Annotated in this window: 22 protein-coding genes and 1 pseudogene; 7 read left to right on the top strand and 16 right to left on the bottom strand. The window is 72.1% G+C overall.

Annotated features, from left to right (window positions below; all coding sequences use genetic code 11):
• Positions 1-42: 42 nt before the first annotated feature.
• The 7 genes from O7627_RS14365 to O7627_RS14335 all read right to left on the bottom strand — a co-directional run bounded on the left by O7627_RS14365 (position 43) and on the right by O7627_RS14335 (position 13949).
• Positions 43-882 (bottom strand): serine/threonine-protein kinase, encoded by an 840-nt coding sequence (locus O7627_RS14365; RefSeq protein ID WP_278094010.1) that lies wholly within the window; start codon positions 880-882, stop codon positions 43-45.
• A gap of 22 nt (positions 883-904) precedes the next feature.
• Positions 905-3283 (bottom strand): UvrD-helicase domain-containing protein, encoded by a 2379-nt coding sequence (locus O7627_RS14360; RefSeq protein WP_278094009.1) that lies wholly within the window; start codon positions 3281-3283, stop codon positions 905-907.
• On the bottom strand, positions 3280-9738 hold the full coding sequence (locus O7627_RS14355) for a DEAD/DEAH box helicase (RefSeq protein ID WP_278094008.1): 6459 nt from the start codon (positions 9736-9738) through the stop codon (positions 3280-3282). Before O7627_RS14355 ends, O7627_RS14360 begins: the two co-directional genes overlap by 4 nt.
• A gap of 53 nt (positions 9739-9791) precedes the next feature.
• A complete protein-coding gene (locus tag O7627_RS14350) occupies positions 9792-10460 on the bottom strand; it encodes a response regulator transcription factor (protein WP_278094007.1) in 669 nt (222 codons plus the stop codon).
• Positions 10457-11548: a sensor histidine kinase gene (locus O7627_RS14345; RefSeq protein ID WP_278094006.1), complete on the bottom strand. Its 1092-nt coding sequence runs from the start codon at positions 11546-11548 to the stop codon at positions 10457-10459. Before O7627_RS14345 ends, O7627_RS14350 begins: the two co-directional genes overlap by 4 nt.
• 4 nt (positions 11549-11552) lie before the next feature.
• Positions 11553-13547 (bottom strand): alpha/beta fold hydrolase, encoded by a 1995-nt coding sequence (locus O7627_RS14340; RefSeq protein WP_278094005.1) that lies wholly within the window; start codon positions 13545-13547, stop codon positions 11553-11555.
• 93 nt (positions 13548-13640) lie between these two features.
• Positions 13641-13949 (bottom strand): DUF1905 domain-containing protein, encoded by a 309-nt coding sequence (locus tag O7627_RS14335; RefSeq protein WP_278094004.1) that lies wholly within the window; start codon positions 13947-13949, stop codon positions 13641-13643.
• Positions 13950-13980: 31 nt separating this feature from the next.
• Between O7627_RS14335 and O7627_RS14330 the strand changes: the two genes are divergently transcribed.
• The 3 genes from O7627_RS14330 to O7627_RS14320 all read left to right on the top strand — a co-directional run bounded on the left by O7627_RS14330 (position 13981) and on the right by O7627_RS14320 (position 15857).
• The gene (locus O7627_RS14330) at positions 13981-14679 is read left to right on the top strand and encodes a hypothetical protein (protein ID WP_278094003.1); all 699 of its coding nucleotides are present in this window, start codon (positions 13981-13983) and stop codon (positions 14677-14679) included.
• Positions 14680-14839: 160 nt separating this feature from the next.
• Positions 14840-15268, top strand: a complete 429-nt coding sequence (locus tag O7627_RS14325) for a DUF5980 family protein (protein ID WP_278094002.1) — start codon at positions 14840-14842, stop codon at positions 15266-15268.
• Positions 15269-15440: 172 nt separating this feature from the next.
• Positions 15441-15857, top strand: a complete 417-nt coding sequence (locus O7627_RS14320) for a DUF5980 family protein (RefSeq protein WP_278094001.1) — start codon at positions 15441-15443, stop codon at positions 15855-15857.
• A gap of 95 nt (positions 15858-15952) precedes the next feature.
• On the opposite strand, the gene O7627_RS14315 is transcribed toward O7627_RS14320, so the two are convergent.
• The 3 genes and pseudogenes from O7627_RS14315 to O7627_RS14305 all read right to left on the bottom strand — a co-directional run.
• Positions 15953-16402: an SRPBCC family protein gene (locus tag O7627_RS14315; RefSeq protein WP_278094000.1), complete on the bottom strand. Its 450-nt coding sequence runs from the start codon at positions 16400-16402 to the stop codon at positions 15953-15955.
• A gap of 149 nt (positions 16403-16551) precedes the next feature.
• On the bottom strand, positions 16552-17145 hold the full coding sequence (locus O7627_RS14310; RefSeq protein WP_278093999.1) for a DoxX family membrane protein: 594 nt from the start codon (positions 17143-17145) through the stop codon (positions 16552-16554).
• A gap of 124 nt (positions 17146-17269) precedes the next feature.
• Positions 17270-18022: pseudogene (locus O7627_RS14305) on the bottom strand (class I SAM-dependent methyltransferase); the annotation flags it as partial.
• 91 nt (positions 18023-18113) lie between these two features.
• Between O7627_RS14305 and O7627_RS14300 the strand changes: the two are divergent.
• Complete coding sequence (locus tag O7627_RS14300) at positions 18114-18554, top strand: hypothetical protein (RefSeq protein WP_278093998.1); 441 nt, start codon at positions 18114-18116, stop codon at positions 18552-18554.
• A 40-nt stretch (positions 18555-18594) separates the two neighbouring features.
• Complete coding sequence (locus tag O7627_RS14295; protein WP_278093997.1) at positions 18595-19068, top strand: hypothetical protein; 474 nt, start codon at positions 18595-18597, stop codon at positions 19066-19068.
• Between the two features lie 82 nt (positions 19069-19150).
• Here the strand turns inward: O7627_RS14295 and O7627_RS14290 are convergent, their stop codons facing one another.
• Both O7627_RS14290 and O7627_RS14285 read right to left on the bottom strand, forming a co-directional pair.
• Positions 19151-20218, bottom strand: coding sequence for a hypothetical protein (locus O7627_RS14290; RefSeq protein ID WP_278093996.1), 1068 nt, complete (start codon positions 20216-20218; stop codon positions 19151-19153).
• A 56-nt stretch (positions 20219-20274) separates the two neighbouring features.
• Positions 20275-20793: a helix-turn-helix transcriptional regulator gene (locus O7627_RS14285; protein WP_278093995.1), complete on the bottom strand. Its 519-nt coding sequence runs from the start codon at positions 20791-20793 to the stop codon at positions 20275-20277.
• Between the two features lie 579 nt (positions 20794-21372).
• Between O7627_RS14285 and O7627_RS14280 the strand changes: the two genes are divergently transcribed.
• Together O7627_RS14280 and O7627_RS14275 are read left to right on the top strand one after the other, a co-directional pair.
• Positions 21373-22635: an IS701 family transposase gene (locus O7627_RS14280; protein WP_278098280.1), complete on the top strand. Its 1263-nt coding sequence runs from the start codon at positions 21373-21375 to the stop codon at positions 22633-22635.
• A gap of 173 nt (positions 22636-22808) precedes the next feature.
• The gene (locus O7627_RS14275; RefSeq protein ID WP_278093994.1) at positions 22809-23153 is read left to right on the top strand and encodes a hypothetical protein; all 345 of its coding nucleotides are present in this window, start codon (positions 22809-22811) and stop codon (positions 23151-23153) included.
• 59 nt (positions 23154-23212) lie between these two features.
• Here the strand turns inward: O7627_RS14275 and O7627_RS14270 are convergent, their stop codons facing one another.
• From O7627_RS14270 to O7627_RS14255, 4 genes are all read right to left on the bottom strand, one after another.
• Entirely contained in the window at positions 23213-23680 is a 468-nt protein-coding gene (locus O7627_RS14270) for a hypothetical protein (RefSeq protein ID WP_278093993.1), read from the bottom strand.
• 147 nt (positions 23681-23827) lie between these two features.
• Positions 23828-24016 carry a DUF397 domain-containing protein gene (locus O7627_RS14265; protein WP_278093992.1) on the bottom strand — a complete coding sequence of 63 codons (189 nt, stop codon included), beginning with the start codon at positions 24014-24016 and terminating at the stop codon, positions 23828-23830.
• Complete coding sequence (locus O7627_RS14260; protein ID WP_278093991.1) at positions 23964-24788, bottom strand: helix-turn-helix transcriptional regulator; 825 nt, start codon at positions 24786-24788, stop codon at positions 23964-23966. The genes O7627_RS14265 and O7627_RS14260 overlap by 53 nt, the downstream gene beginning before the upstream one ends.
• Positions 24789-24947: 159 nt before the next feature.
• Positions 24948-25361, bottom strand: a complete 414-nt coding sequence (locus O7627_RS14255; RefSeq protein ID WP_278093990.1) for a hypothetical protein — start codon at positions 25359-25361, stop codon at positions 24948-24950.
• Between the last annotated feature and the right edge of the window lie 137 nt (positions 25362-25498).

Genomic DNA, 25498 nt, shown 5'->3' with positions numbered 1-25498 from the left:
ATCGGGCCGGGATGCGGACCGATCCGGTCAGCAGGCTCGCGGTCACCCGACGAAGGGTCGGAGCATCCCGCGGACCTCGGCGGCCGAGTCCGGGCGCTCCTGGGGCGTCTTGGCCAGCAGGCACCAGACCAGGTGGGTCAGGTCATCGGGCACGTCCGCGCGGCGGTCGGTGACCAGCGGAACCGGTTCCCTGAGGTGCCGGTGCAGCATCTCGATCGCGTTCTCGGCCCGGTACGGCGGCGCGCCGGTCAGCAGCTCGAACAGCACGCAGCCCAGCGAGTACAGGTCGGCCGCCGGGCCGACCGGGTCACCCTGCGCCTGCTCCGGGGCGAGGTAGGCCGGGGTGCCGAGCAGCCGCCCGGTGGTGGTCAGCCGGGACGCCTCGGCCGGCCCGAGCAGCGCGGCGACCCCGAAGTCGAGCACCTTGACCTGCCCGTCCGGGGTGACCATCACGTTCTGCGGCTTGAGGTCGCGGTGCACCAGCGAGGCGGCGTGGGCGACGGCCAGCACCGCGCAGATCTGGGCGGCGATCGAGGCGGCTGACGGCACCGGCAGCGGCGCCTCCTCGGCGATCAGGTCGGCCAGGTCTGCACCGGCCACCAGCTGCATGACCAGGAACAGGTCGTCGCCGTGTTCGCCGAGGTCGTGCACGGCCGGCACGCCGGGGTGGTCGAGCCGGGCGGTCGCCCACGCCTCGCGCCGGAACCGGGCGACGGCGGTCGCCCGGTCGCTCTCCGGCACCTCCAGCACCCGCAGGAACTTGATCGCCACCGGCCGGTCGAGCCGCCCGTCGTGGCCGGCCCAGACCTCACCCATGCCACCCCGGCCGATCGGATACGTCAGCGCGTACCGATCCCCGACCCGGTCGCCCGCCCGCAGCACCGGCCACCTCCCGTCCGGCTGGTCAGCTCGCCGGCCGCTGCACGAGCCGGCTGGTCAGGAACGGGCTCGGCGTGCCGTGCCAGGAGATCGCCAGCTCGTCGCGGGGCCGGGTCGCGGCCACGAAGAGCAGCGACCGGTCGCGCTGGCGCTCCCGCTGGTAGCGCTTCGGGTCGGTCTCCCGGTACCGGTTGATCATCTGTCGGGGCACCAGCCCGTCGCTGACCCCGGCGATGATCATGCGCTGATACTCCAGCCCCTTGAACCGGTGCATGGTGCCGATGTGGACGCCGTCGGGGCGTTGCGGCCCGTCCGGGCCGATCTCCACCACGGGTACGCCGTCGGCGGTCAGCCGCGCCGCCACGTCGGCCGCCAGCTCCTTCGTCGGTACGCAGACCGCGACCGACCCGTCGAGCGGGGTGCCCCAGGCGCGCAGCCGCTCGGCGATCAGGTCCCGTTCCCGCGCCCAGGTGGCCGCGCCCTGGAAGGTCGGCGGGCCGCCGCGCAGCAGCGAGCGGTAGCCGGCGAGGTTCTCCTCGCCGCCGTCGAGGTCGTCGTAGACCTCGCCGTGCATGATCTCCAGCGCGTCGGCGAGGATCTGCCGGGTGGTCCGGTAGCTGAGGGTGAGCCGGTGGGAGCGGCCCCGGATGTTGACCCCGAGGCTGCCCAGGGTCACGTGGTTGTCGTAGATGCGCTGGTGGGTGTCGCCGGTGAGAAACATGTCGTCCGGCCCGGCGGCGACCATCGCCCGCAGCATCTTCCAGTGCGCGGCGCTGAGGTCCTGCGCCTCGTCGACCACCACGTGCCGGTAGCGCGGCCGGTGTGATCCGCCGGAGGACTCCCCCGACCCACCGGCGCCGGCGGCGCTCGCGGCGCGCTCCATCTCCAGCCGGGCGGCCCGCTGGGCGACCTGCCGCCAGGTCCACAGCCCCTGGCCCTCCAGCCAGCTGGTGAACCGCTCGGTGACCTGCCAGATCCGGTCCCGCTCGGCGCGGCTGAGGCTGCGGCCCCGGTTGGGGCGGCGGGCCCGGAAATATTCGGTACGGGAGTTGAGCACCTGCCCGAGGATCACCTGGTTCCACTCGGCCGCGAGAAAGTCCGCGTCCCACTCGCCGGCGCCGGCACCAGCGGGGGCGCCGTGAACACCGGCCGCGCCGTGGCCACCGGTCGCCCCGGCGCCGGCGGCGGCCCCCGTCTCCACGAGGAAGGTCTCCCAGAGCTGGGCGACCCGGTTGTCGTCGACGACCCGCCGTCCGCCGGCGGCACCGGCCTCGGTCACCACCCGGCTGGCGAGCCGGTCGATGTTGACGATGTCGACCCGGGAGACCAGCGCCTCGCCGCCGAGCGCCAGCAGCCGGGTACGCAGATCCGCGGCGAGGTTGCGGTTGAAGGTGGTGAGCAGGACCGGCCGGTCGGTGCCCGGCGGTAGCCGACGGACGAGGTGGGCGACCCGGTGCAGGGCGACGATGGTCTTGCCGGTGCCCGGCCCGCCGCCGACCCGCACCGGCCCCCGGTAGCCGACCTTGTCGACGAGCTTGCGCTGGGTGGGATGCAGGAAGATCTGCCAGCGGTCGAAGGGTTGCCCGAGCATGGCCTGCAGCGCCTCGTCGTCGGAGGTGACGAGCGTGGCCGGACTCTCCAACGCGGTCCGGAAGTCCTCCGGGTCCACCGGCCCGGCCGCCCGCACCGGCGTGGTGACCTGCTCCAGGACGTGTTCGTAGGACCTGCCGTCGTAGAGGGCGAAGAGCACGTCGGTGGTGAGCTGCGGAGCCCGGTCCAGCAGCTCCAGCAGCTCCGCCTCGCCGGTCAGCTGGCGGATCTGCGGCAGCAGCGGCTCGGCCACCCCCAACTCGACGAGCTGGGCATCGGTGTACGCGTCGAAGAGCGGCTTGCCAACCGACACCGGCTCGGTCGAGACCGGCTCAACCGACGCCGGACCGGCGGGCGACGGACCGGCGGGCGTCACACCAGCCGGCGACACACCAGCCGGCGTCAGACCAGCCGGCGTCAGACCAGCCGGCGCCGGATCGGTGGGCGGCGTGACCCGGCCGACGATGCTGTCGCCGACCGGCGCCAGGTCGACCACCTCGATGCCGCCGGTGACCCGGTTGATCCGGTACGCGTACCGGTCGAGGTTGTCGTAGACCTCGCCCCGGTGCTTGACGGCGACGAGGAGGTAGTCCCGGTCGGCGATGTGCAGCAGCAGCGCCCGGTAGTCCCGGTTGATCCGGGCCGACATCAGCCGGGCGTCGCCGTTGAGCGACTTGAGGTGCAGGCCGGGGTTCTCCGGGTTGTTGCGGAACTTGTGCAGGAACTCGTAGACCGCGCCGATGTCGGCCCGGCTGAGCTTCATGACCTCCTTGTCGGCCCGGTCCAGCATCCGCAGGGTCGCTCCGGTGGTCATGAATCCTCTCCCCTGTCGGCGGTTCCAGCGTGGTCGCTCGCCCGGATGCGGGCCGCCAGGTCGGCTATCGACCAGTCACCGGCCCGGCGGGCCTGCCAGCCGGCCGCCGCGTACGCGCCGTCCCGGTCGGCGATCTCGGGATCGCCGGCCGCCCCGGTGAGCAGCACGGCGGTCCGCTGCTCGGGCCAGGCCAGCTCGGCCTGCCAGCCCTGGTCGCCGAGTTCGTAGCCGACGACCGGGGGCGGCAGGCCCTGGTCGGCGAGTTGCCGCACGAGCCGTTCCAGGGCGCTGTCGTCGGGGTCGAGGTAGTGCAGCACGTCGCGCCACGGCGAGTCCGCCTCGACCGGCACCGGTTCGTCGGCGGTCGGGTCGCCGGTGACGCCGAGCCAGGTCGCGGTCTCCTCGTCGAGCGGCAACGCCCGGCGGCCGGGCAGGATGCCGGTGCCCTCGGCGACCGCCAGCGACGCCGGGTCGAACCAGTCCAGTGTGGAGGTGGCGAGCTGCCCGGCGTCGCCGTCCCCGGCGGCCAGGAACTGGATGATGTTGCCCCAGGTCAGCCACGCCGCCCACCGGCCCCGGTGGGCCGGCTCCCGCACCCCGGCCGGCGAGTCGTCGATCAGGGTCAGCGCCGACCAGACCGGCTGGGGCACCCGCCCGTCGACGATCATCGTCACCGGGCAGCCGGCGTCGTCCACGGCGCGCGCCACGATGATCTTCCCGCCGGTGCCGGCCGGCAGCGGCCCGCCTCGCAGTGCCGCGAGCGCGGCCAGCCCGACCCCGGCGGAGTCCGCGACCGTGTTCTCCCGGGCCTGCTTGAAGAGTCCGAAGAGGACCGCCTCGGCCCGGCGCCGCCACCGGTCCAGGTCGGGCTCGGCCAGGAAGGACAGCAACTGGTCGACGGGGTTGGCCCAGACCGTCCGCTCCAGCTCCTCGGCGTCCCCGCCGGCCGGCATGGTCCGGTACCTGCCCCGGGCCGCCTGCCGGCTGACCCCGCCATACGGGGACCAGCGGCCCGGGTCCGGCCCGCCGGCCGCCGGCTCGGTGCCCCAGGTCCGCACGTCCTCCCAGGTGGCGGCGAAGACCAGGTAGTCGTGGGCGCGCAGCCGGGCGCGCTTCTCGGCGTCGTCGGCGAGCCGGTTGTACGGCGGCTGGCCGTGATATTTGAAGCCGTCGAGGTAGACGGCGACCTCCGGCGACGGCGCGTCCAGGCGTCTGAAGTGCACGTCGGGCCGGGTGCCCTTGATGGTGTTCTGCAGCTTCATCTGCCAGCGGGTCAGGTGGCGCCCGTCCGGGCCGGTGAAGGTCAGGTCGGCGACCCGGGCGCCGTCGTGGTCGGTGCGGCGTTCGATGCGCAGCCCGGAGCCGGGCCGCCCGGGGTGGGCCAGCAGCTTGTTGAGGAAGAGCAGCTCCAGCTCGCTCTCCACCTGCTGCAGCAGGGAGATCTCGTCGGTGCTGGTCGCGGTCCGGGTGTCCCAGCCGGCCAGCAGCCGGTCCAGCATGCCGAGCGCCTCGGCTCGGCTCATCAGCCCGAACTCCTCGTCCCGGGCGTAGCGCAGCAGGCAGCGGTGGCAGACCGGGCGGCCCTCGTGCTGGCACTCGCAGTCGGCGATGCGGGTCAGGGCCAGCTCCAGCACGGTCCGGAACTCGGCGGGCCGGGCGAGCCGGTGCAGGTAGCCGGTGCCCTGCGGCTGGGTGTCGTACACCACGACGAAGTTGCGGGTGCCCTCGCCGCCGACCTCCTGGCTACCGGCGTCGGGCATGGCGGCGAGCACCACCCGCAGGTGGGCCGGGTCGCCGCCATACTGGGCGGCGATGCCGAGCCGGACGGCGGCGGCGAAGGAGACCAGCCGTTCCCGGACGGCGGCGGTCACCGCCGGGATCAGGATGCGCAGCGCCTCGGTCTGCAGTTCGTGGGCGAGGATCAGGCCGACGTGAGCGGCCGGGCCGGCCGGCGAGCGGCGGTACGGGCACCACGGCCGGTGGTGCTCGGCCCCGGGCAGCACCGCCGAGCCGGAGGCGTGCGCGGCGAGTTCCTGGCTGACCGCCGGCTCCCCGTCGACGGTGGTGCCGCCGCAGGCGGTGCAGGTGTGGAACGGGTTGAGGCGTACCTCGTCGCCGGCGAACGGTTCGGCGGGCCGGTCGAACCGCTGGGCGCCGAGGTTGAAGTGCCGGATCATGGCCCGCCGGCTGTAGTCCACGCCGAAGGTCTGGCTGGCGTGCCGCCACGACTGTTCGACCTGGGCCGGGTCGATGTCGACCGCGACGGTGCCGGCGTACCAGCGGTGTTCCCGGTCGTCGCTGTCGTCGCGGATCCGGGCGTCGTCGCGTTTGTCCCGGCTGAGCACCCGGGTCGGCTGGAGCACGTTGAACAGCCGCCCGTGGTCGGCGATGCCGGTGTCCCGGCAGCGCGGGCACTCGGCGATCGGCTCGACGGCCGGGCGGGTGCGGACGTAGCCGCACCTGGCGCAGATCCGCCACTGCCGGTACGCGGGCCGGTCGGCGGTGCCGACGTCGAGCCCGGAGATCTCGTGCCGGTAGCCGCGTACGTAGTAGTTGTTGCCGGGGGCGAGTTCGTGCAGCGCCTGCCGGGCGGGCCGGTCGTACTCGCGTAGTTCGGTGTGGAACCGGCGGTCTCCGTCGGCGCCGCGCTCCTCCCAGGTGAGGGTGGCCTCCAGGGCGGTGCGGCTGTCGATCAGCGCGTAGTTGGGCAGCAGGCCCAGCTCGACCAGGGTGGCGTGGGCGGCGGCGGAGCTGACCTCGGTGAGCCGGCGGCGAACGGCCCGCGCCTCGGCCTTGAGCATCCGCAGTTCGCGGGCGTGGTCGGGGTCGGTGCCGACCAGCCCGCCGCTGGCCTTGTCGATCTCGGCCAGCCGGCCGCGCAGGTCGGCCAGCCGGGCCTCCCAGGCGTGCCCGGCCTCGGTGACCCGGCCGGCGATCCCGGTGCGGGCGAAGTCGCGCAGCTCGTCGGCGGCGGCGGGCAGCACCTTGTCGCCGAAGAGGGCCAGGAACTCCCCCACCAGCCGGTCGCCGTCGCGGCGGGCGGCGTCGGCGAGCCCGGGCAGCCAGCCGCCGCGGCCGAAGAGCACGTGGGCGCGGCGGGGCAGCGGCAGTACGCCGGGCAACCGGTTGCGGGCGGCCAGGTCGATCAGGTGGGCCAGGTACTGCCGGCGCAGGATCTCCACGGCGGAGAGGAAGCAGCCGGGCGGCACGATCTGCCCGGCGATCATGTCGCGCGGCTCGGTGAGGTAGTAGCGGTCCCGTTCGGTGCGGCCGATCAGGGTGAGCACGAACGCGTTGCCGCTGCGGCGGCCGGCGCGGCCGGCCCGCTGCACGTAGTTGGCCGGCCCGTGCGGCAGCGAGGCGAGCACCACGGCGGAGAGGGCGCCGATGTCGATGCCCATCTCCAGCGTCGGGGTGCAGGAGAGCACGTTCGGGTCGGTGTAGCGGTCGCCGTCGCGGAACTGCCGCTCGACGGTTTCCCGCTGGGCGCGGGTGAGCATGCCGGTGTGTTCGCCGGTGACCACCCGGAACACCGGGCGTTCCAGGTAGAGCCGGCGGTAGTAGTCGTCCGGCGCGGTCTCGTCGGGGGCGGCGCGCAGCCGGCCGGGGCAGCGGTACTGCCGGCACGGCTGGCCGGTCCAGTCGTCGACCCGGTCGGGGTGTTCGGTCTGCTGCCAGTGGCAGGTGTCGCAGCCGATCCCGGCGACGACGGCCGCCGGGTCGGTCAGCCGGGTGACCCGTAGGTGGCCGGGGAGCAGCCCGTACACGGTGTTGCCGTCGTCGCAGGTGTCGGCGGCGACGATGTGGTCGGCGGCCAGGGCGGGCAGCAGCCGGCTGAGGTAGCCGGCCGCGTCGCCCGGCTCCAGGCCGAGGCAGCGGCTGGTCCAGTCCTGGTACCAGTTGCCGCGGGCGGCGATCGCGTCGAACTCGGAGCGGGACTTCGGGGTGGCCAGCAGGAAGGCCGGCGCGGACAGTCCGCGCGGGAAGGCGGGCATGCCGGGTGGGCGGCCACCCCAGATCTGCCACCGGGCGCCGCCGCGCCGCAGGTACGGCCGCAGCCACTCGTGGTAGACCGCCCCCCGGGTCCGCAGCCGTTCCAGCAGCCCGCGCAGGAAGGCGAGGTAGCGGGCGTCGTCCGGTGGCGGGTCGCTGAGCTGCGCGGTGCCGGTGCGGTGCACGTCCCGGCAGATCGCGGCGGCGCGCGCCGGGTCTTCGAGCGCGACCTCGACGGCGACGCTGCGGGTCAGTTCCAGGGTGCGGCCCTGCCGGGCGCGCAGCCCGGTCTCCATCACGGCGGCGAAGACGAGCCGTTCGCTGATCAGCGTCCAGGTCTCGCGTTCGCCGGTGTGCTCGCCGGCCAGCAGGCCGTCGACGCCGGGCTGGTCGTGCAGGTCGGGTGGGACCACACTGGACAGCACCGCCCGGTCGGCGGCGGCCTTGACCATGCCTGCGAGCAGTTCGTCGAGCCCGACCGGCTCGCCGGGCCGGAGCTGGTCGGCGAGCAGCGAGCGCAGCGAGAAGCCGTACGAGCGGTTGGCGACGAAGCCGGCGCGGTGCGCGGCGTCCTGGACGGAGTCGTTGAACAGCAGCGTCTTGGCCTCGTCGGCGCCCAGTTCGCCGCCGGTGAAGAGCTGGGTGATGGCCACCGAGGCGAGGGTGGCCAGGCCGGCGCCGAGGAAGCGGATGCCGTGGTCCAGTTGGCAGGAGGGGCAGCGGTCCTTCTCGGCGGCGTCGACGCCGGTCAGGTCGCCGAGCACGATCACCGTGTCATCGGTCGTCTCCCGGTCGCGGTCCGGGTCGAGGGGGCGGACCCGGGTGCCGTACTCCAGCACCAGCAGGCCGCGGGTGCGGCGGCGTACCTCGTCGTCGGTGGCGGCGATGAAGGCCCGGACGCGCCGCTTGTCGCGGCCCACGCTGGCCCGGTAGACCTTGTCGGGGTCGGTCTCCAGCTCCTGCGGGTCGCGTTCCGGGGACATCGCCGCCCAGCCGGACCGGCCGCAGTGCCGGCAGTAGATGGCGGGCAGCAGCTGGTGGCGGGCGTCGGCGACGACGGCGTCGAGGTCGGAGGTGGAGAACTCCAGTTGGCGGCGCGGTTCGCCGTACCAGCCGAACATGGTCTGCCGGGAGACGCCGCGCAGCAGTCGGGAGACCGCCCGTACCCAGAGGTGGGTTTCGATGTTGAGCAGGGGTCGGCCGGGGTCGTCGGGATTCTGGGCGAGCGAGAGCAGGCCGACGAAGCGGGCCAGCGCGCGGGCGGTGATCTCCGGCCGGGTCTTCATGGCGCTGCCCCAGCCGGTGGCGTTCTTGCGGGGCAGCACGTCGATGACCTCGCCGAGGGTGCGCGGCCGGGGTCCGAGGGCGTCGAGCACCGCCTTGGTCAGCGGGTGCCGGCGCAGCAGCGCGCCGAGCCGGACCGGGTCGTCGGCGCAGCGCTCACCGAGCAGCAGCTCGGCAGCGTCGTCGGACCCGGTGGCGGCGGCCAGCTCCTCGGGGCTGGGCAGCGGCAGGTTGAAGTCCTGCCGGGCGACGAACTCGGCCGGCTCGTAGCGGTCCTCGCCGACCACCGAGGCGTCGTCGAAGGCGACCCCGAAGACCTGCTCGGCGACCTCCCGGATGGCGGTGCGCCCGTCCCGGCCGCCGCCCTCGCCGAGGGTCGCGGAGGTGGCCACCGGGCAGATCGGCCCGAGCGGCCGGTCCGGCCGGGCCAGCCCGAGCGCGGCGGCGAGCCGCCGCAGCAGCATCGCCACGTCGGTACCCTGCGCGCCGTCGTAGCTGTGAAACTCGTCAAGCACCACGTACGCCGGGTCGGCGCCCTCCCACAGCGGCAGGTCGTCGGCGCGTTGCAGCAGCAGGTCGAGCATCTTGTAGTTGGTGATCAGGATGTCCGGCGGGGTGCGGCGCATCTCGGAGCGCCGCACCAGCACCCGCGGCGGCTCCTCGGCGGCCACGTCGCCGATGTAGAGCCCGGCGGTGACCTGGCTCAGCGCCGGGTCGGCCAGCAGGTCGTCGATCCGGTTGGTCTGGTCGGTGGCGAGCGCGTTCATCGGGTAGAGCAGGATCGCCTTGATCCCGGTCCGGCCCCGGGCGCGCTCGCGGCGGCAGTGGTCGAGCACCGGGATCAGGAACGACTCGGTCTTGCCGGAGCCGGTGCCGGTGGTGATCAGCGTCGGTTCGGCCGCCCCGTCCCGGGTCGAGAGCCGGCGGAAGGCCCGCGCCTGGTGCAGGTAGGGCGTGAAGCCGGCCGGCGCCCAGTCCAGGTCTGCCCGCCAGTCACCGGACGCGGGCCGGAACGGGGTCCGGATCCGCAGGTACGGCCCGCGGAAGATGCCCTGCTCGGGGTGGGACAGGAAGCGTTCCAGCCCGTCGCGGACCCCGTCCTCGCTCAGCCCGAACGTGGTCGCGAGGTACTGCGTCAGGGTCGAACGCAGGGTCTCGGCGGCGATGGTCGGCCTCATGACGCGGTCACCGCAGCATGCTACTGCGATCACCCGAGGTGTCTGAACGGCCGTCAGGCCGGAGCCACCAGGCCGGCCCGGTAGGCGAGGACCACCGCCTGGGCGCGGTCCCGGGCGCCGATCTTGGCGAGTACCCGCTTCACGTGGGTCTTCGCGGTCGACTCCGCGATGACGAGCAGCTCGGCGATCTCCTCGTTCGAGTACCCCTCGGCGACCAGCCGCAGCACCTGGATCTCCCGAGGGGTCAGCCCGGACAACCGGCCGGCGGCCTCGGTGCTGACCGTGGACCCGACCGGGGATCGCCGGACGAAGTGCTCCACCAGGTCGCGGGTGACCGACGGGTCCAGCAGGGTGTCCCCGGCGGCCACCGTCCGCACCGCGTCCACGAGCCGTTCCGGCGAGGCCCGTTTGAGCAGGAAGCCGCTGGCGCCCGCGCGCAGCGCACCCCACACGTACTCGTCGTGGCGGAACGTGGAGAGCACCAGCACCCGGGTCGGCAGGCCGGCGGCGACGATCCGGCGGGTGGCCTCGATGCCGTCGACGCCCGGCATCCGGACGTCCATCAGCACGACGTCCGGGTTGAGCGACCGGCACTGTTCGACCGCCCGCAGGCCGTCGGCCGCCTCGCCGACCACGTCGATGCCGTCCGCGGCATCGAGCACCACGTCAAGGCCGGCCCGCAGCAGCGCGTCGTCGTCGGCCAGCAGCACCCGTACGGTCATGGCAGGAAAAGCACCGCCCGGACCCGGAAACCACCGGTGGCACCCGGGCCGTGTTCCAGCCGGCCGCCGAAGAGGGCGGCCCGCTCGGCGATCCCCAGCAGCCCGCGGCCGGGCTGGTAGCCGGGTTCCGGGCCCCGCCCGTCGTCGCAGATCTCCAGTTCCAGGCGTCGCGGGTCGCGACCGACCCGGACCCGGGCGGCGCCCGCCTGCCCGTGCCGCAGCGCGTTGGTGAGGGCTTCCTGCACGATCCGGTACGCCGACAGGTCGAGGCTGCCCGGCAGCGGCGGGCCGGCCGGGTCGACCCGCAGCGACACCGTCATGCCCGCCCGGGTCATCCGCTGGGCGAGGCGCGGCAGCTCGGCGAGGCCGGGCGGGGCGGGTGCCGTCTCGTCACCGTCGCGGAGGGTGCCGAGCATCAGGTCCAGCTCGTCGAGGGCCTCCCGGCCGGTCTGCTCCACGCCCCGCAGTATGTCCCGGGCCTGCTCCGGCGCGCGGTCCAGGACCACCCGGGCCGCGCCGACCCGCACCAGCATGACGTTGACCGTGTGACCGACCAGGTCGTGCAGCTCCCGGGCGATCCGGGTCCGCTCGCTGGCGACCGCCGCCCGGCGCAGCCGTCGCCGCGCCGCCGCCTGCCGCTCCCGCCGCCGAGCACTGCCGTAGCCGGCCCCCCACGCCAGCAGCCACACGAACACCACCCCGGCCGGCGCCGACCAGGGTGCCGGCACGTTACTGAAGTACGCCAGCACCGCCGGCAGGACGAGCACCGGCCCCCACAGTGCCCGCCGCCCGGTGCCGTACAGGCCCAGGGAGTAGAGCCCGATCAGGTTCACGTAGGGCGCCACCGGGTCGGCCTGCACCCACAGCGCCTCGGCCGACAGCGCCACCGACCCCGACAGGTATCCGGCCAGTGGGACCCGGCGCCGCACGGCGAGGGATCCGGCGATCACCACGGAGAGTGCCAACGCGACGGGCAGCTTCCCGCCGAGGGCCGGCGCCACGGCGATCCGTTGCCCGACAAGCGCCGTCAACGCGACGCCGGCCAGCGCGAGGTCGACCGCCGGCACCCGCGGCAGGGAAACGGCCACCCGGCTACCTCACCACAACGTCCCGGCGCAGGTCGATGAGGAGCAACGCGAGGTTGGCGGTGGCGGTCGCGCCGACGATCGTGGTCGCCAGGGCGGCGACGTCCTCGACGGCGTGGAACCCGAACCAGCCGCCGAGCAGCGAACCGGCCAGTGCCGCCGCCAGGCCGGCCCACCGGGTCCCGCGACTGGCGTCCCGGTGGACCCAGGCCACGAAGGTGGCGAGCCCGGCGGCGATGCCGACGGAGAGCACCACCAGCCACCGGCCGCCGACGAACAGTCCTGGCCACCTGCCGGAGCCGATCAGTACCGCGACTGACCAGCCGCCCAGGCCGACGACCACCGGGGCGAGGCAACGCAGCCAGCCGCTGGCCCGCGTTCCGAGCCGGCCCCGGCGGCGTACCCGCCGCGCCATCCCGCCGAGCAGCACGACGGCGGCCAGGCCGAGGCCGGCCAGGGTGCCGAACAGGATCCGCGCGATGGTGGGGAGGCTGACGGATTCGATGTCGAAGTCGACCGGGCGGGTCCGGTAGCGGGAGTCGTCCACCGCGCCGTTTTCGAGGTACGCGGTCAGCAACCGGGTGCTGGCGTCGGGCTGGTAGCTCCAGAAGTCGGTGGTGTGCCCGAGTTCGGCCAGGATGACCTGCCGCCCGTTCGGCAGCGCGGGCAGCAGTTCGTCGGTGGCGAGCCGTGGCGGGGTCGAGAAGTCGACCGTGCCACCGACCAGGAGGGTCTCGACCTCGGTCGGCCGCACCCGCCGGTAGTCCACATAGTCCGGGCTCGCCGGCCACGCCCCGGTGAGCCGGCCGCCGCCCCACAGGAAGTCGGTGGCGGCGTTGCCGAGAACCGAGCCGGGGTCGCCGCCGGCCGCGTAGTGGGCGTCGACGGCCCCGGCGTCGATGATTCCGGAGGCGGCGAACTCGCCCCAGACGAACGCGCCCGGGAAGATCACGCTGGTCAGCAGCGAGGTGGCCCAGAGCCCGCTCGGGTCGCCGCCGGCGGCGGCCAGCCAGGCGTCGAACATGGTCGGCGCGTTCAGCGGGGCCGCCGCCCCGGTGGTGTGGAACAGGCCGAACAGGGTTCCCGCCCGGACGTTGCCCGCCTTGATCGGCAGGAACAGCCAGCGGTCGGGTGGATCACCGGCGGTGACGGCCATGGTGGCGGCGAGGTCGTCGGTGCGGGCGGCGCAGCCGTCGTCGCGGGCGCAGAGCGCGGCATAGTGGTCGAGCTGGTCGTCGGTGATCGCCGGATCCCACCAGAAGTGGCCCGGCGGGTTGACCGCGATCATCACCGATCGGCGGATCGAGTCCGGGTACCGCCACGCGTAGATCATCGCGGTCCGGGTTCCCGCGCTCTCGCTAAGCAGGTGGATCCGCTGGTAGCCGAGGGCCTGCCGGGCCGCCTCGAGATCGTCGACCCGCTGCGGCAACGAGTAGCCGTCGAGGTCGATGCCCGCACCGGCCAGCCGGCGGGCGCAGGTGGCGAACGCCTCCGCGTACCGGCGCGTCGATTCCTCGCCGGTGAGGTCGGCCGACCGCCGCAGCGCCGACTCGACCTCCGGGCAGTCGAGCACCGTCGAACCGTCGACGCCGCGGTAGCCGACCAGGACCACATCGTGGCGGTCGACCAGGCGGCTCGCCTCCGCGAACCTCATGTTCGTCTCGCCGGGGCCGCCCTCCAGTCGGAAGATCGGCTCGGCCGGTTCCGCGCCGGTGGCTCGGATCCGGATGACCGGCAGCGCGATCAGGTCGGATCCGGGGTCCCGCCGGTTCTCCGGGACCACCAGGGTGCCGCACTCCGCGTCGAGGCTGCCCGCCTCGGTGTCGTAGGTGCAGCCCGTCATGGTGAGATCTCCGGCCCGGGCGCCGTCGGGCACGGTCGGGCCGGTGCCGTCGGGCAGGCTGAGATACCCGAGGCCCAGCGCCGTCAGCCCGATCGCGACCAGGGCGGCCACCCGGGCCCGGGTGAGGACTGCTCGGGTGAAGACCGATCGTTGCGCCATGGCCGGCACGCTACGGCGGGGCCGGTCGGCCGGCGTCCCTCCAGCGGGGTCGCTCTGGTTACCCCTGTCGGGGTAGCCGGCCCCCGTACCGGCTCAGGGGTCGGCCAGTTCGACGGTGACGGTGGTCGGGTCGCCGGCTTCGAGGGCTTCGGCGTTGCGGACGGCGCGTTTGACCGGCAGGACGTAGCTACCCTGGGCGCTGTCGGGGAAGATCGACGTTGACCAGGAGGTGGCGCCGATGGTGGCCCGCACCCGGACGGAGCCGAATCCGCGGCGCGGGCCGCGGGCGGCGGCCTGCTCGCGGATCTCCTCGGACGCGTCGGCCGGCAGGGTGACGAAGGTCCAGCTCTCGTCGCGGCGGGCGGACCAGAGCCACAGTTCGGCGTCGAAGGTGACGATCACCTGGTCAGGGTGCCACGAGGGAAGGGACGACGTGACATCGGATTCGGCGACCCCCCGGGACGTGGTCCGCGCGGCCGGCGAGTGGGCCGGCGAACACCTGCGCGACGCGGGCTTCGAGTGGTTGCCGCGGCAGCTCACCCTGCGTCGCAGCGTCGGGACCCTCCGGCAGGAGATCATCCTGGAGCCGAGTTCGCGCAACCGGTCGGGCGGCCCGATCCGGGTGCTCACCACGCTCGCCCTGTCCGACCCGGCGCTGCGTCGCTGGCGCCGGGCCAACCCGGACCGGGTCACCCGCGACGACGACCACATCTGCGGGCACTATCTCGGCTACGCCTGCGGTGACAACCACGCCCGGGGCGAGCTGGATCTGCGCAGCCCGTCCGCCCGACCGGGCCAGTTGACGGCCTGGCTGGCGCTGATCCGGCAATACGCGCTGCCGTGGTTCGAGGAGGCCACCGATCCCGACCGGGTGACCGGATCGCGGGCGGCCGACTGGACCGCGTCGCCGGCCGCGATCGTGGAATGGCTGGCCAGCGTCGGGCGTACGGACCTCGTGCCGGGCTTCGTGGCACGGTACGTGCATCGCCATCGCGGCTGGAAGGGCGGGGTACGGCGTGGAGCGGCGCTGGCTGTCGAGGGCGGACGCCCCGGGCCGGTCGCGGACTGGCCGCTGGAGCTGGGCTGGGTCGCCGCCCGGGTGGGCGCCGACGACCTCCCACCGGGGCGCTGATCCGGACGATTGCGGACGCTACTGAGTTTCCTCTGACATTTCTTCGTCAGACTTCCTCAGCAAGCGGCGCGGTAGGCGACGGCCGCCGCAACCGACAGCCGCTCACCCACCGATCCACTGGGGAGGCCCAATGTCGCGATCGACCCCTCGTATCCTCCGAATGGCCCTCGGCCTGGTCAGCGCGGTCGCGCTGGCGCTGACAATCAGCCCGCCGGCCGCCGCCACCGCCGGCCCTGCCACACCCGCTCCGACCTGGGAATTGATCGACTTCCCGCAGCGCGCCTGCCTGGCCGCCAACCAGCCCCAGTTCACCTACTTCTGGTTCAGCGTGCGGGGGACGTGGTCGACCCCGCTCGAGGTCGGTGCCGAGGATCTGCCGCCCGGCACGACCACCCTCAGCCTGCCGCACCCGCCGATCCCGCCCGGGTCGAGCGAGGGCGGGAGCCCGCTCACCCTGGTCACGATGAACCTGCCGGCGCTCGATTTCGGCGATCACGTGTGGTACATGACCGCCTCGGACGGGGTGGTGACGCAGCGGGTCCCGATCACCATCAGGGCGCAGGAGCGCTGGGGGTGCCCGGTCTGGTAGCCGCCCGGGACCCGTTGCCGTGCGCTACCGGGGGCGGGTCGGCAATCGACCGTGCTGAGCCAGCTCAGCCCGGATCACTTCGCAGAGCGTGGGAGCTGCTGAGTTCCCGTCACCTTACCCACCGATCTACCAAGGAGGCCCAATGTCGCGATCGACCCCTCGTATCCTCCGAATGGCCCTCGGCCTGGTCAGCGCGGTCGCGCTGGCGCTGACAATCAGCTCACCGGCCGCCGCGGTCGGCCCCACCACCCCGGCTCCGACCTGGGAGTTGGTGGACTTCGGGCAGCGCGCCTGCATCGAGGCGAACTCCCCCCTCTTCACCTACTTCTGGTTCAGCATCGAGGGAGAGTGGTCGACGCCGATGCAGGTCGGCGCCGAGGAGTTGCCGGCGGGCACCAGCACCCTGTCGTACCCGCCGCTTCCGCCCGGGTCGAGCAGCGGCACGAGCCCGCTCTGGCTCTTCGCGCTGACCCTGCCGGCGCTCGACTACGGCGAGTACCGGTGGTACCTGACGGCCTCCGACGGGGTCGAGACGCAGCGTGTCCCGATCATCATCAAGGCCCAGGAGCGCTGGGGATGCTCGGCCTGATGGCCGGGTGAGCGTCCCGGGCGGTGGCGTGGTGATCGCCGCCGCCCGGAACGCAACGCCCGCGCCGCCGGGGGCCGGGGTGGCAATCCACCCTGCTATGCCGCCGGTTGTTCGAGGATTTCCTTGATGCCGTGGGCGAGTTCACGGTGGACCTGCCGGGCCTTGCCGAACCCGTACGGAAACAGCAGCGTGGGCGACTCGTAGTCGATCCGTACGTCGATGTGGGTCGTCCCGTCACCCTCGGAGCGGAACCGGGCGTGATTGGTGAGGGTGGTCGCCGGCTTCTGGCGGGCGACCGTGACCACCTCGTCGGCCGTGACCTTGACGACGTCGGCCCGGTAGGTGATGAGGAATCCCAGCGGACCGAGCCGCAGCCGGGAGGTGACGGCCACGCTGCGGATGGTGCCGGGTCCGGGTTCGAGTTCGGCGACCCGGATGGCGAGCGGGTGCCGGGAGGTCAGCCTCGGTATGTCGGCCAGCAGCGCGACCGCGTCCCCGATCTCGCAGCGCGCCCTGATGTCGTACCGGAAGGTTCCTTTTCGCACGGCCAGCGGCTCCTCGGATGGCGGCGTCGCGACGTAGCGTAGGGCTCTCGCCGCGATGGCGGCGATGCGGGTGACCCGTGGGCCGACGCCGGTGTGCCCGGACCGCGGGGGAGGCGGTCCGGGCACACCGGGATCGGGGGCAGGGCGGTTCAGATCAGCCAGCGGTTCTTCTGGACGAAGGGGAGCTTGGCCCAGAGGCGGCCGAGGCCCCAGGTGTGGCCGGCGTACGCGGCGGCGAGGGCGACCAGGACGATCGCGTACACGATGTGGTAGTCGATGAGCGGGTTGGTCGAGCCGGCGGGCTCGCCGCTGGCGGTGAAGCGGTCGAGTGGGAACTCGGCCAGCCACATGAAGACCATCATCAGCGCACCCGAGCCGGCGGCGATCCGCAGGCCGACCCCGGCGATCAGGGCGACGCCGATGGCGGCCAGGCCGACCATGAACAGGGTGTTGGCCCACCAGGTGCCGGCGATCGAGTGGAAGAAGCCCTGCAGCGGGCCGACCTCGACCGAGGAGAGGAAGCCCTTGGTCGGCGAGCCGCCGTTGACCCAGGCCCGCTCGGCCGGGGTGGCGAACCCGAACCCGAAGGTCTTGTCGAGGAACGCCCACAGGAAGACGAACCCGGTGGAGATCCGCAGCACGGCCATGATCCGGGCGGCGGTGGTGGTCAGCATGGCGCCCGGCAGTTCAGCCTGCTCCAGGGGCCGTTCGATGGAACGCTTGGTGATCTGCTTGGTGGTCATTGCCGCCTCCGCGACTCGCTGCTCTCTTTGACGGGATCAGCTTCTCCCGCGAGGCGGCGCCGGCACCCGGGGCGGAACACCCGAGAGACCCGGGACCAAGGTCCCGACCTGAGCGGGCCGGTTGTTACCGTCCGTCGGGTGGACCTGCCACGAGCAGGCGCAGGCCGAGCTCGGCCGCGTCGAGGTCGACCAGGTCGCGGTTGCGGTCGGCCCAGCGGCCCGAGGCGAGGTCGTCCCGGAGCCGGCCCACCGCCCGCCGCTCGACCGCCGGCCCGACCTTGGCCCACACCGACACGCCCTGGCGTACCTGATCGTCAAGGTACGCCTCGGGCCGGCGCCAGTACGCCTCGAAGAGCCCGTCGGCGCAGTCCCACGGGATCGGCACCTGCTCCACCCGGGCCCCGATCGCCCCGGCCAGCTCGGTCAGCGACGGCCGACCGGCGAGCAGCAGCCCGGCGACCTCGGGCAGGTAGTCGCGGGTCAGCCAGAACCGCCGGTGCCACCCGGCGGCGCTGGAGTCGTGCGTGAGCACCACCACCCGCCGGGCCACCCGCCGCAGCTCGCGCAGCCCGGCGACCGGGTCCGGCCAGTGGTGCAGGGTGGAGACCGCCATCGCCGCGTCGAACGACCGGTCCGCGAACGGCAGGCGTTCCGCGGTGGCGGCGACGCACCGCGCCGCCCCCGCCGGACGCTGCGCCCGCATCAACGCCGACGGCTCCACCGCCACAACGTCCCGGTCGGCCGGCTCGTAGGACCCGGTGCCGGCCCCGACGTTCAACACCGTCCGCGCGTCACCGAGCGCCGCCCAGATCCGCGCCGCGATCCTCGGCTCGGTCCGCCGCGTCACGGTGTAGGTCGCCCCGATCGTGTCGTACAACATGCCGCCACCCTCTTCCGGTTCGTTCTGGGTACGCGCTCAGCCCTCGACGAAGGCCGAGTCCGTCGACCCGGCATGTGACCATGATGGCGTGATCGTCGTGGAGTTCGATGCCCCCGTGGATCAGCCGGAGCAGGTGACCGGGTTCGAGCTGGGGCACGTCACCCTGCGCTGGGACGGTGGGGTGCACAGTTCCCGCCAGCTCGGCTCCCGAGGGTTGCTGATGGTGTACCCGGCCGCCACGGACCTCCTCGACGGCGTCGTGACCCTGTTGGCGCATCCGGACGCCAGCTACGTGTTCACCGGCGCCGCCAGCGGCTGGGGTTTCGCCATCCGCCGTACCCGCCGTGGCGGTCTGCGGTTGAGCACCCCCGCCGGCAGGCCGCTGTGTCAGACCTCCGAGGCCGACTACGCGGTCGCGGTCTGGCGCGGCACCCAGCGGTTGTTGACGGCCGGCACGCCGGTCGACGGCGGACCCTCGGCCGACCTGCGGGCCGCCCTCACCGCCTTCCCTCCCGCCTACCGGCGCTGACCCACGTCAACGAACCACGTTGTCGCACCCCTGTGATGGGGTGACCGGCATGGGAGTTCTCTATGACTACTTCAGGGCTGCGGATGACGGCGCGGCGATCGCCCTCATGGACGATCTCGTCGGCGGCCCGTCCGCCTTGGCCGACAACGGCGGGGACATCGACGTCGTCGATCTCAAGGGTCTCGATTTCACGGTCATTCTCGGTCAGCTCGTGGCCTTGGCCCGCGGTGTTCCCTGGCACGCCGGCCTCGTCGGCAACAATCTCATCTGGAGCGGCGACGACGGGGAAGGTCCGTGGCTGCTCAGCCTCGACGACGCCACCCGGGACACCCTCGCCTCGATCGACGACAGCAGACTGCCGGAGCTGTCGACCCAGTGGGGCCAGATCGAAGAGCTGTCCAGCTCCGGCCCACCGCCCAAGAGCGAGGTTCGCGGGATCATCGAGCTGATCGCCGGCCTCGCCAAGCGGGCCCGCCACGCAGGTGACCACCTCTACTGCTGGTGCAGCCTGTAGGCATCTGCTCGGTCTGGAACCACGAAGCCAGGGCACCTGAACGGACGGGCGAGGCGGTGTCGGCGGCACCGTCCCCCGTCTGTCAAGGCCACACATACATCGTCACGTCGGTCGGCCGGGCATCAGGAGGAAGCCAGGCCGGCAGGGTGTGCCGGCTCGCGGCCGGTGGGTACCGATCGGTTTCGCTCTCGGGTAGCGCGGCTTCGAGGTCGGCCCAGTTGGCGCGGTCGACGAACCATCCCCCGACCAGGTTGCCCTCGGCGGACCGAAACACCATGCCGTAGTTGGGTTCCTCGAACTCGGAACCGGGGTTGTCCACCGTGAACGACACGAAGTCCCACTTGTCGTTCCCGTCCTGTCGCAGCTTCAACTCGTCGACCCGCGCGGGCAGCAGCACGGACGGCGCCGTCGGCTCCCCGACCACGTACAGCACGATTCGCGCGACGCGCTCAGCCTCGTCCGCGTCGACCTGGCGGATGTCGCCCAGCTCGACCGCATCGCCCGCTGGCAGATACGCCCAGCCCGCGGCGAGGATCGCCGACCAGTCGCGCTGCTCGGTCGACCGCCATCCCCGCCCGGTCTCATCCACGAAGCGGTAGCGCACGTGGATCCTCATCGGTTGGTCCGTCACGTTCCGGAACACCGCCGCAGCACCGACGATGCGCCTCGTGGCGTCGCCGTCCGGCACCGGAAAGGTCGCGAAGCCGCGCTCCTCGACCGCGACTCCCTCGGCGATGTCATCGCTCAACACCGGCTCGGTTGACATCGCGGTGGGGCTCGGTTGCCCGCGTGGGTCGTCTCCTCCGGGCGGAGTGGTGCATCCCGCGATCACCAGCATGGCCGCCATGATCCCGGCTGCGCCCAGCGCGGCAGGGAGGACGCGTCGCCGTGACAGTCGCCGGGTTGGCTTCAACGTTCCCTGTCCTTGTACTTCTGATAGAGCTCGTGTCGCAGCTGAGTATGCGCCCATCGATAGTCCTGCCGGAGGACCCAGATCTGCGGTTCGTGGCCCCCACAGGCCGGGGAACTCGCGCTCCAGGTCGTTCTTCTGAAACTGCACCTGCTGGCCGCCGAAGTTCTCGCTGAGCAGCGAGAACGTCTCATCCCATCGGCCGTCGAACTCGCCGGTCGACGGCAACCGCCAGACCATGCCCGCCGCCCCCTCCGGCCAATCCTGGGGTACGCAGCCAGCGTTCACGCGGGGGGTCAGGCCGCGAGGAGGTCGGTCAATGCTGTCACGTGGGCGACCCGACTGCGGTGCTGCCTGGCCTGGAGCACCAGGTTCGCCATCACCAACGCCGGGTCGACGTCGGGCACGTCGATCGCCAAGTTGTGCCTCAGCCATGGAGCCACCTCGCTCCACCGGTAGAAGAGAGTGCCCTCCCGGGCCGGGTTGACCGGCGGCGGAAAGCCACCCGGACCCCGATCCCCGGTGGCGTACCGCCGTACCGACTCACGACTCTGCCCGATCCGCTCAGCGACATCGGCCAGCGTGATCAGGTCCTGATCCAGGACGCGGAGCGCGATCACGCCGACCCCGTCGAGGCTGCGTACGGCGGTCGCGATCGCGTCGGCCATCGTCTCCGCCTCGCGATCGAACTCGGCGATCGGGAGGCCGTTCTCCGCGCCGAACGCCGCGTCATCGCAGCCTGCGGCGAACAGGGCATCCAGTTCGTTGTCATCGGGCTGCCGATCGAGCACCACCGTGAACACGTGCGTCGCCATGGCTTACCTCCCTCCACCCTCATGAGTCGCCGCCGCTCCCCGACGGGGGCTGGGCGTGACTGTGACTCCGGGTGAACCGGTCGATCTGCTTTGCGTGGGTCGCGGGATCACGAGGTGTCGACCAGACCGCTCGGCTTGCCCGGCAAGGGGCACATCGAACCTCACCCCACCGGTGTCCCCGATGAATCTTGGCGACAGCGAGACCGGCCTCCTCAGCTCCACGCAGCGCATCGGCGATCTCCTTCTTGGGGTGACGACCCGCACTGATCATCTGCGCCCTTTCGGAACGTTTTCGTAAAGACTTTCTTGTGAGATTTCATCGGCCCTCCCGTGGACTCGCATTCCTCGCTGACAGTGGTGCAAGAGTACACCACCCGGTGTAAGAGTGCACCAGCGCTGGTCGGTGAGGACCTTCGCTAGTACGGCAGCCGCCGTTTGAGATCTTGCTGGTGGGGTGGGGTGGACGCGAGGCGGCCACCGCGTGATCGTCTGTATGTTGTGGACATAACTTCAGATTTGGCGGTGGCCGCGTGCCACAGCGTAGCGGTTGGTCGGTGGGAGCGGGTGCTGGCCGAGGTGCTGGGGTGCTTCGCGGGCCGGTTCGGCCGATTGGAACCGCGGCGGGCGGCGGGACAGTTCGTCACCGGGCTGCTGGCTGACCTTGAGGTGAAGACGTGCTGGCAGTTGGCGGAGCAGGCCGGACACGGCAGACCGGATGCGATGCAGCGGTTGTTGTACCGGGCGGTGTGGGACGCCGACGCTGTCCGTGACGATCTGCGGCAGCTGATCGCCGGCCGGTTCGGCGCCCCGGACGCGGTCTTGGCCGTGGACGAGACCGGCGACCTGAAGAAGGGTGTTCACACGGTCGGGGTGCAGCGTCAGTACACCGGCACGGCGGGGCGGATCGAGAACAGCCAGGTCGGGGTGTTCCTGGGCTACGCCGGCGTTGACGGGCACACGCTGATCGACCGGCGGGTGTATCTGCCGGCGTCGTGGACCGACGACCGGGACCGCTGCCAGGCCGCTGGCGTGCCTGACGAGGTCGAGTTCGCCACCAAGTCGGAGTTGGCCGCACAGATGATCACCGCGGCCCTGGACGCCGGGGTGCCGGCGGGGTGGGTGGCCGCGGACGAGGCCTACGGCAACAGCAGTGCCTTCCGTGCGCACCTGCGTGAGCACCAGCTCGGCTACGTCCTGGAGGTGTCCCGCAGCCACCTGGTTCCCCTCGACGGCGGTAAGACCCGCATCCGCGCCGACCAGATCGCCGCTGACCTGCCCGCCTCGGCGTGGCAGCGCCGCTCTGCCGGCGCCGGGTCGAAAGGGCCGCGCTTCTACGACTGGGCCTGGCTCGATGACGTGTGCACCGACGCTGACCCCGACGACGGCGGCCGGCACAGCCTCCTGATCCGCCGCAACACCAGCACCGGTGAGCTGGCCTTCTACCGCTGCTGGACCCCGAGACCCGCCACCCTCGCCCAGCTCGTGCGGGTCGCCGGGATCCGCTGGAGCATCGAGGAGAGCTTCCAGGCCGCCAAGAGCCAAGTCGGCCTGGACCAGCACCAGGTCCGCCGCTGGGACTCCTGGCACCGCTTCACCACCCTCGCTCTGGCCGCCCTCGCCGTCCTGGCGATCTGCGCCGCTGACGCCGCCGAGAATCCGGCCGACACCGGACTGATCAAGCTGACCGTCAACGAGGTCCGCCGGCTGATCAACGCCTGCATCATCCGCCCGATCAGCGGCATCGCCCATCGTTTGCACTGGTCAGGCTGGCGGCGACGGCATCAAGCCCGAGCCCGACGAGCCCACTACACACGCCGCCTTAACCTCGAACTTCAGCCATGATCCCGAACGGCGGCTGCCGTACTAGGGCAGACGCGAGCTTGGGTGATCTCCTCCGGAACGACGCAGCCGGCCGCGAGGGATGCTGGCAGTCACGACCGGCCAGGGTTTCACCGACCGGGCAGCGATTCCAAGGTGGACCAGGTAGCAGCTATCCGGAAGGTGTAGGCATCCGAGTGGTCTGGCTCGCCGACGTTGACGACCGAGTTGGGACCACCTGTAGCAGCCAAGAGATCGGGATTTCCACGGCGACGGCGCCGCCTGGCGGCATGGTCGTCGGCGTCCCACGCGACATCGCCGGACTCCACTCCCCCGAGGCGCCCACAACCCCGCCCGAGATCGTCCTCGACGTACTCGGCGACCGCGACATCCCGGTGCTCGGCAACGTCGACTTCGGACACGCCGGACCGAACCTGCCCATGCCGATCGGCATCCGCGTCGGCCTCGATACCCGGCAGCGCACGTTGTCACTGCTCGAACCGACAGTCCGGCCGCACGTCACGCCGAAGCCGCCCGGCTGAGCGCCGCCCCATTCCGGGACACGCGGTCAGCGCCTGACGGACACCGACGGACGGACCATTCAGTCGCAGCCGACCGGCGGATCGGCCCGCGGCCAAGCCTCCACCTTCTCGCCGGACTCGCTGACCAGGTAGGCACGTACGTCCTGGTCGCTGCCCGCCAGCCACAACTCCGTACCGTCGTTCTCGTAGCCCGTCGGTGCCGCGTCGGTAGGCAGCTCGGCATCTGCTCGGAACCCTTGCCGCAGCTCCGGCACACCGGTCACACCCTCGGGATCACGGACGAACTGGCGGCGTTGCCCCGACTCACCGCTCAAGGGCCGCACCACGTGCAGGAAGTGCGCCTCCTGCCAGTCACAGTGGCCATTGCCCGCGTATGACTCGATCTTCGCGGCGCTCACCTCGGCGCCGTTGTGCCGCCAGTCGCCGGTCGGGAGTCCGTCGTCGGCGCCGCATCCCGCCATCAGGAGTACACCGAGCACCAGGGCTCCCGCTCCCCGCTTGACCACCGTGTCAGCGTAGTTGAGCATCGACGCCGATCCCATGATCAGGGCATTCGAGTGGCGGAGACGACGAAGCCCCGGTCCGGGGTCGTGGACGCTCGGGCCGGGGCGCCGGGTTCGTCGGGGCCGGGAGGAAGGTCCGTGCGTCCCTCCCGCTTCTTCCCGGGTACGCGGTCAGCGCTTGACGGACACCACGAACGCGGTCCAGGCCGCCGACCCGAACGTCAGCGTTCCGCCTTCGCGGTCCTTGGTGTCCCGGACCAGCACCCGGCCGGGCAGATTGTCGGCGACCTCGACGCAGTCGCCACCGTTAGAGCCCGAACGGGTGCTCTTTCGCCAGCTTGGCTCGTTCTTCGTAGTCATCGATCACCCTCAGGATCAGGTTGCGGGACTGATCACAGGGTAGCGCTCGCGCGCAGAGCGCTTCCCAGACGGTGGAGACGTGCCGAATGTCCTGCAGTCTCGCGCCGATCTTTCCCTCAACCTGGTCCTCAAGGTAGACGACCGGGGCTCCGGTGGGCAGTGTGGCGATGGCGAATGCGCCAGTCAGTCCGGCATGCAGACCCGCCGAGAACGGCAGCACCCGGATGTGCACGTTCGCCCGGTGCCCGATGTCCACCAGGTGTTCGAGTTGGTCCTTCATGACGTTTGGGTCGTCGTGCCGCAGCATCGCCTCGCCGATGATCGCGGTCAACACCGCCGGGTCGGGCCGCCCGAGCGTGGCCGCCTGCCGCGCCATCCGTTCCCGGGTGCGCTCCTCCACCTGGATCTCGGTGTGCGGCCCCGCCGCGAGGATCGTCCGCGCGTACTCCTCGGTTTGCAGCAGACCCGGCACCAGGTTGGGCTGGTAGGTCCGGATCAGGACCGCGCGCTCCTCGTTCTCTTTCCACGGCCGCAGCCACGGCGCGACCGCCTCCCCCCGCGCCTGCTTCACCAGCCGCTGACACTCGTCCCCCGTCCCGAGGAACGCGTCAAGAGCCTTGGCCAACTCATCCGGTGGTATCGACCGCCCGCTCTCGTAGTGCCCGATCTGCGACCCGCTCACGTGCACCTCGGCCCCAAGCGCGTCCTGCGACAACCCCCGCTCCATCCGCCGCTGCCGAAGAAAGTGCCGAAACTCATTCGCGTCAGCCAACTCGGTGCCTCCTCGAATAGTGGCTGGCAACCAACTCCCCCCATCCTCCGTTGCCCGCAAGCGTCAGTCCAGGGTGGAGGGCGTATTACAGACCCAAGTGGTTGCCAACTCTTCAAGCAGACCAAGCATTACAGTGCATCGGCGACAACGTCCTGATGATCAGGAACGGCGAACTCCGTCACTGATCCGGTGCCACTCCACGACGACGGGCCGCTGCCCGGTCTCCACGAGGCCGATGACCGCCCGCCGCACCCCATCGATCGACACTCGCGCGAGCCCTCCGGGGATGGTCACGGGCGGAACGTCCGACGACTCCAGGACCACGATCGCCCCACCGACCTCAAGGTCCGCCGCGAAGGTCCCGTCAGCCAGCCACCGCAGCGCGGCCCGCCCAGCATCAAAGTCAACATCCGCCCGCAACACGTCCTCCCCACCCAAAGGCGCGAACCAGTACGTATTTGCACGACGCCCGTGGGGCGCAATCCGGCGCTCCCGACGGGCGAATAATTCGACAACCGCGCCCGCATCCGCTCGCAGTTCTTCATGCATGTAGTAGGCAACGCGGTAGGTCATGCTGCGATCCTCTCACCCGCGCCAACTGGCAGTGGAACCTGCCATATAGCGCGACTCCAACCTGACTATCCGCTGCCTCGCGGTAAAGGTGTGTGTTTCGGCTCCCGCAGATGAATCCGAGTATCATCCGACCTGGC

Source organism: Solwaraspora sp. WMMD1047 (assembly GCF_029626155.1).
GTDB lineage: Bacteria > Actinomycetota > Actinomycetes > Mycobacteriales > Micromonosporaceae > WMMD1047.
Note: the sequence above shows the minus strand (reverse complement) of the source record. Positions and strands in the feature narration are given on the sequence as shown.

Excerpts from the sequence above, each read along its gene's own strand:
- O7627_RS14285 (WP_278093995.1), bottom strand. The coding sequence starts at position 20,793 with ATGGCGACGCACGTGTTCACGGTGGTGCTCGATCGGCAGCCCGATGAC.
- O7627_RS14320 (WP_278094001.1), top strand. The coding sequence starts at position 15,441 with ATGGCCCTCGGCCTGGTCAGCGCGGTCGCGCTGGCGCTGACAATCAGC.
- O7627_RS14270 (WP_278093993.1), bottom strand. The coding sequence starts at position 23,680 with ATGCTCAACTACGCTGACACGGTGGTCAAGCGGGGAGCGGGAGCCCTG.
- O7627_RS14290 (WP_278093996.1), bottom strand. The coding sequence starts at position 20,218 with ATGGTCTGGCGGTTGCCGTCGACCGGCGAGTTCGACGGCCGATGGGAT.
- O7627_RS14355 (WP_278094008.1), bottom strand. The coding sequence starts at position 9,738 with ATGAGGCCGACCATCGCCGCCGAGACCCTGCGTTCGACCCTGACGCAG.
- O7627_RS14360 (WP_278094009.1), bottom strand. The coding sequence starts at position 3,283 with ATGACCACCGGAGCGACCCTGCGGATGCTGGACCGGGCCGACAAGGAG.
- O7627_RS14350 (WP_278094007.1), bottom strand. The coding sequence starts at position 10,460 with ATGACCGTACGGGTGCTGCTGGCCGACGACGACGCGCTGCTGCGGGCC.
- O7627_RS14265 (WP_278093992.1), bottom strand. The coding sequence starts at position 24,016 with ATGACTACGAAGAACGAGCCAAGCTGGCGAAAGAGCACCCGTTCGGGC.
- O7627_RS14340 (WP_278094005.1), bottom strand. The coding sequence starts at position 13,547 with ATGGCGCAACGATCGGTCTTCACCCGAGCAGTCCTCACCCGGGCCCGG.
- O7627_RS14255 (WP_278093990.1), bottom strand. The coding sequence starts at position 25,361 with ATGACCTACCGCGTTGCCTACTACATGCATGAAGAACTGCGAGCGGAT.
- O7627_RS14325 (WP_278094002.1), top strand. The coding sequence starts at position 14,840 with ATGGCCCTCGGCCTGGTCAGCGCGGTCGCGCTGGCGCTGACAATCAGC.
- O7627_RS14310 (WP_278093999.1), bottom strand. The coding sequence starts at position 17,145 with ATGACCACCAAGCAGATCACCAAGCGTTCCATCGAACGGCCCCTGGAG.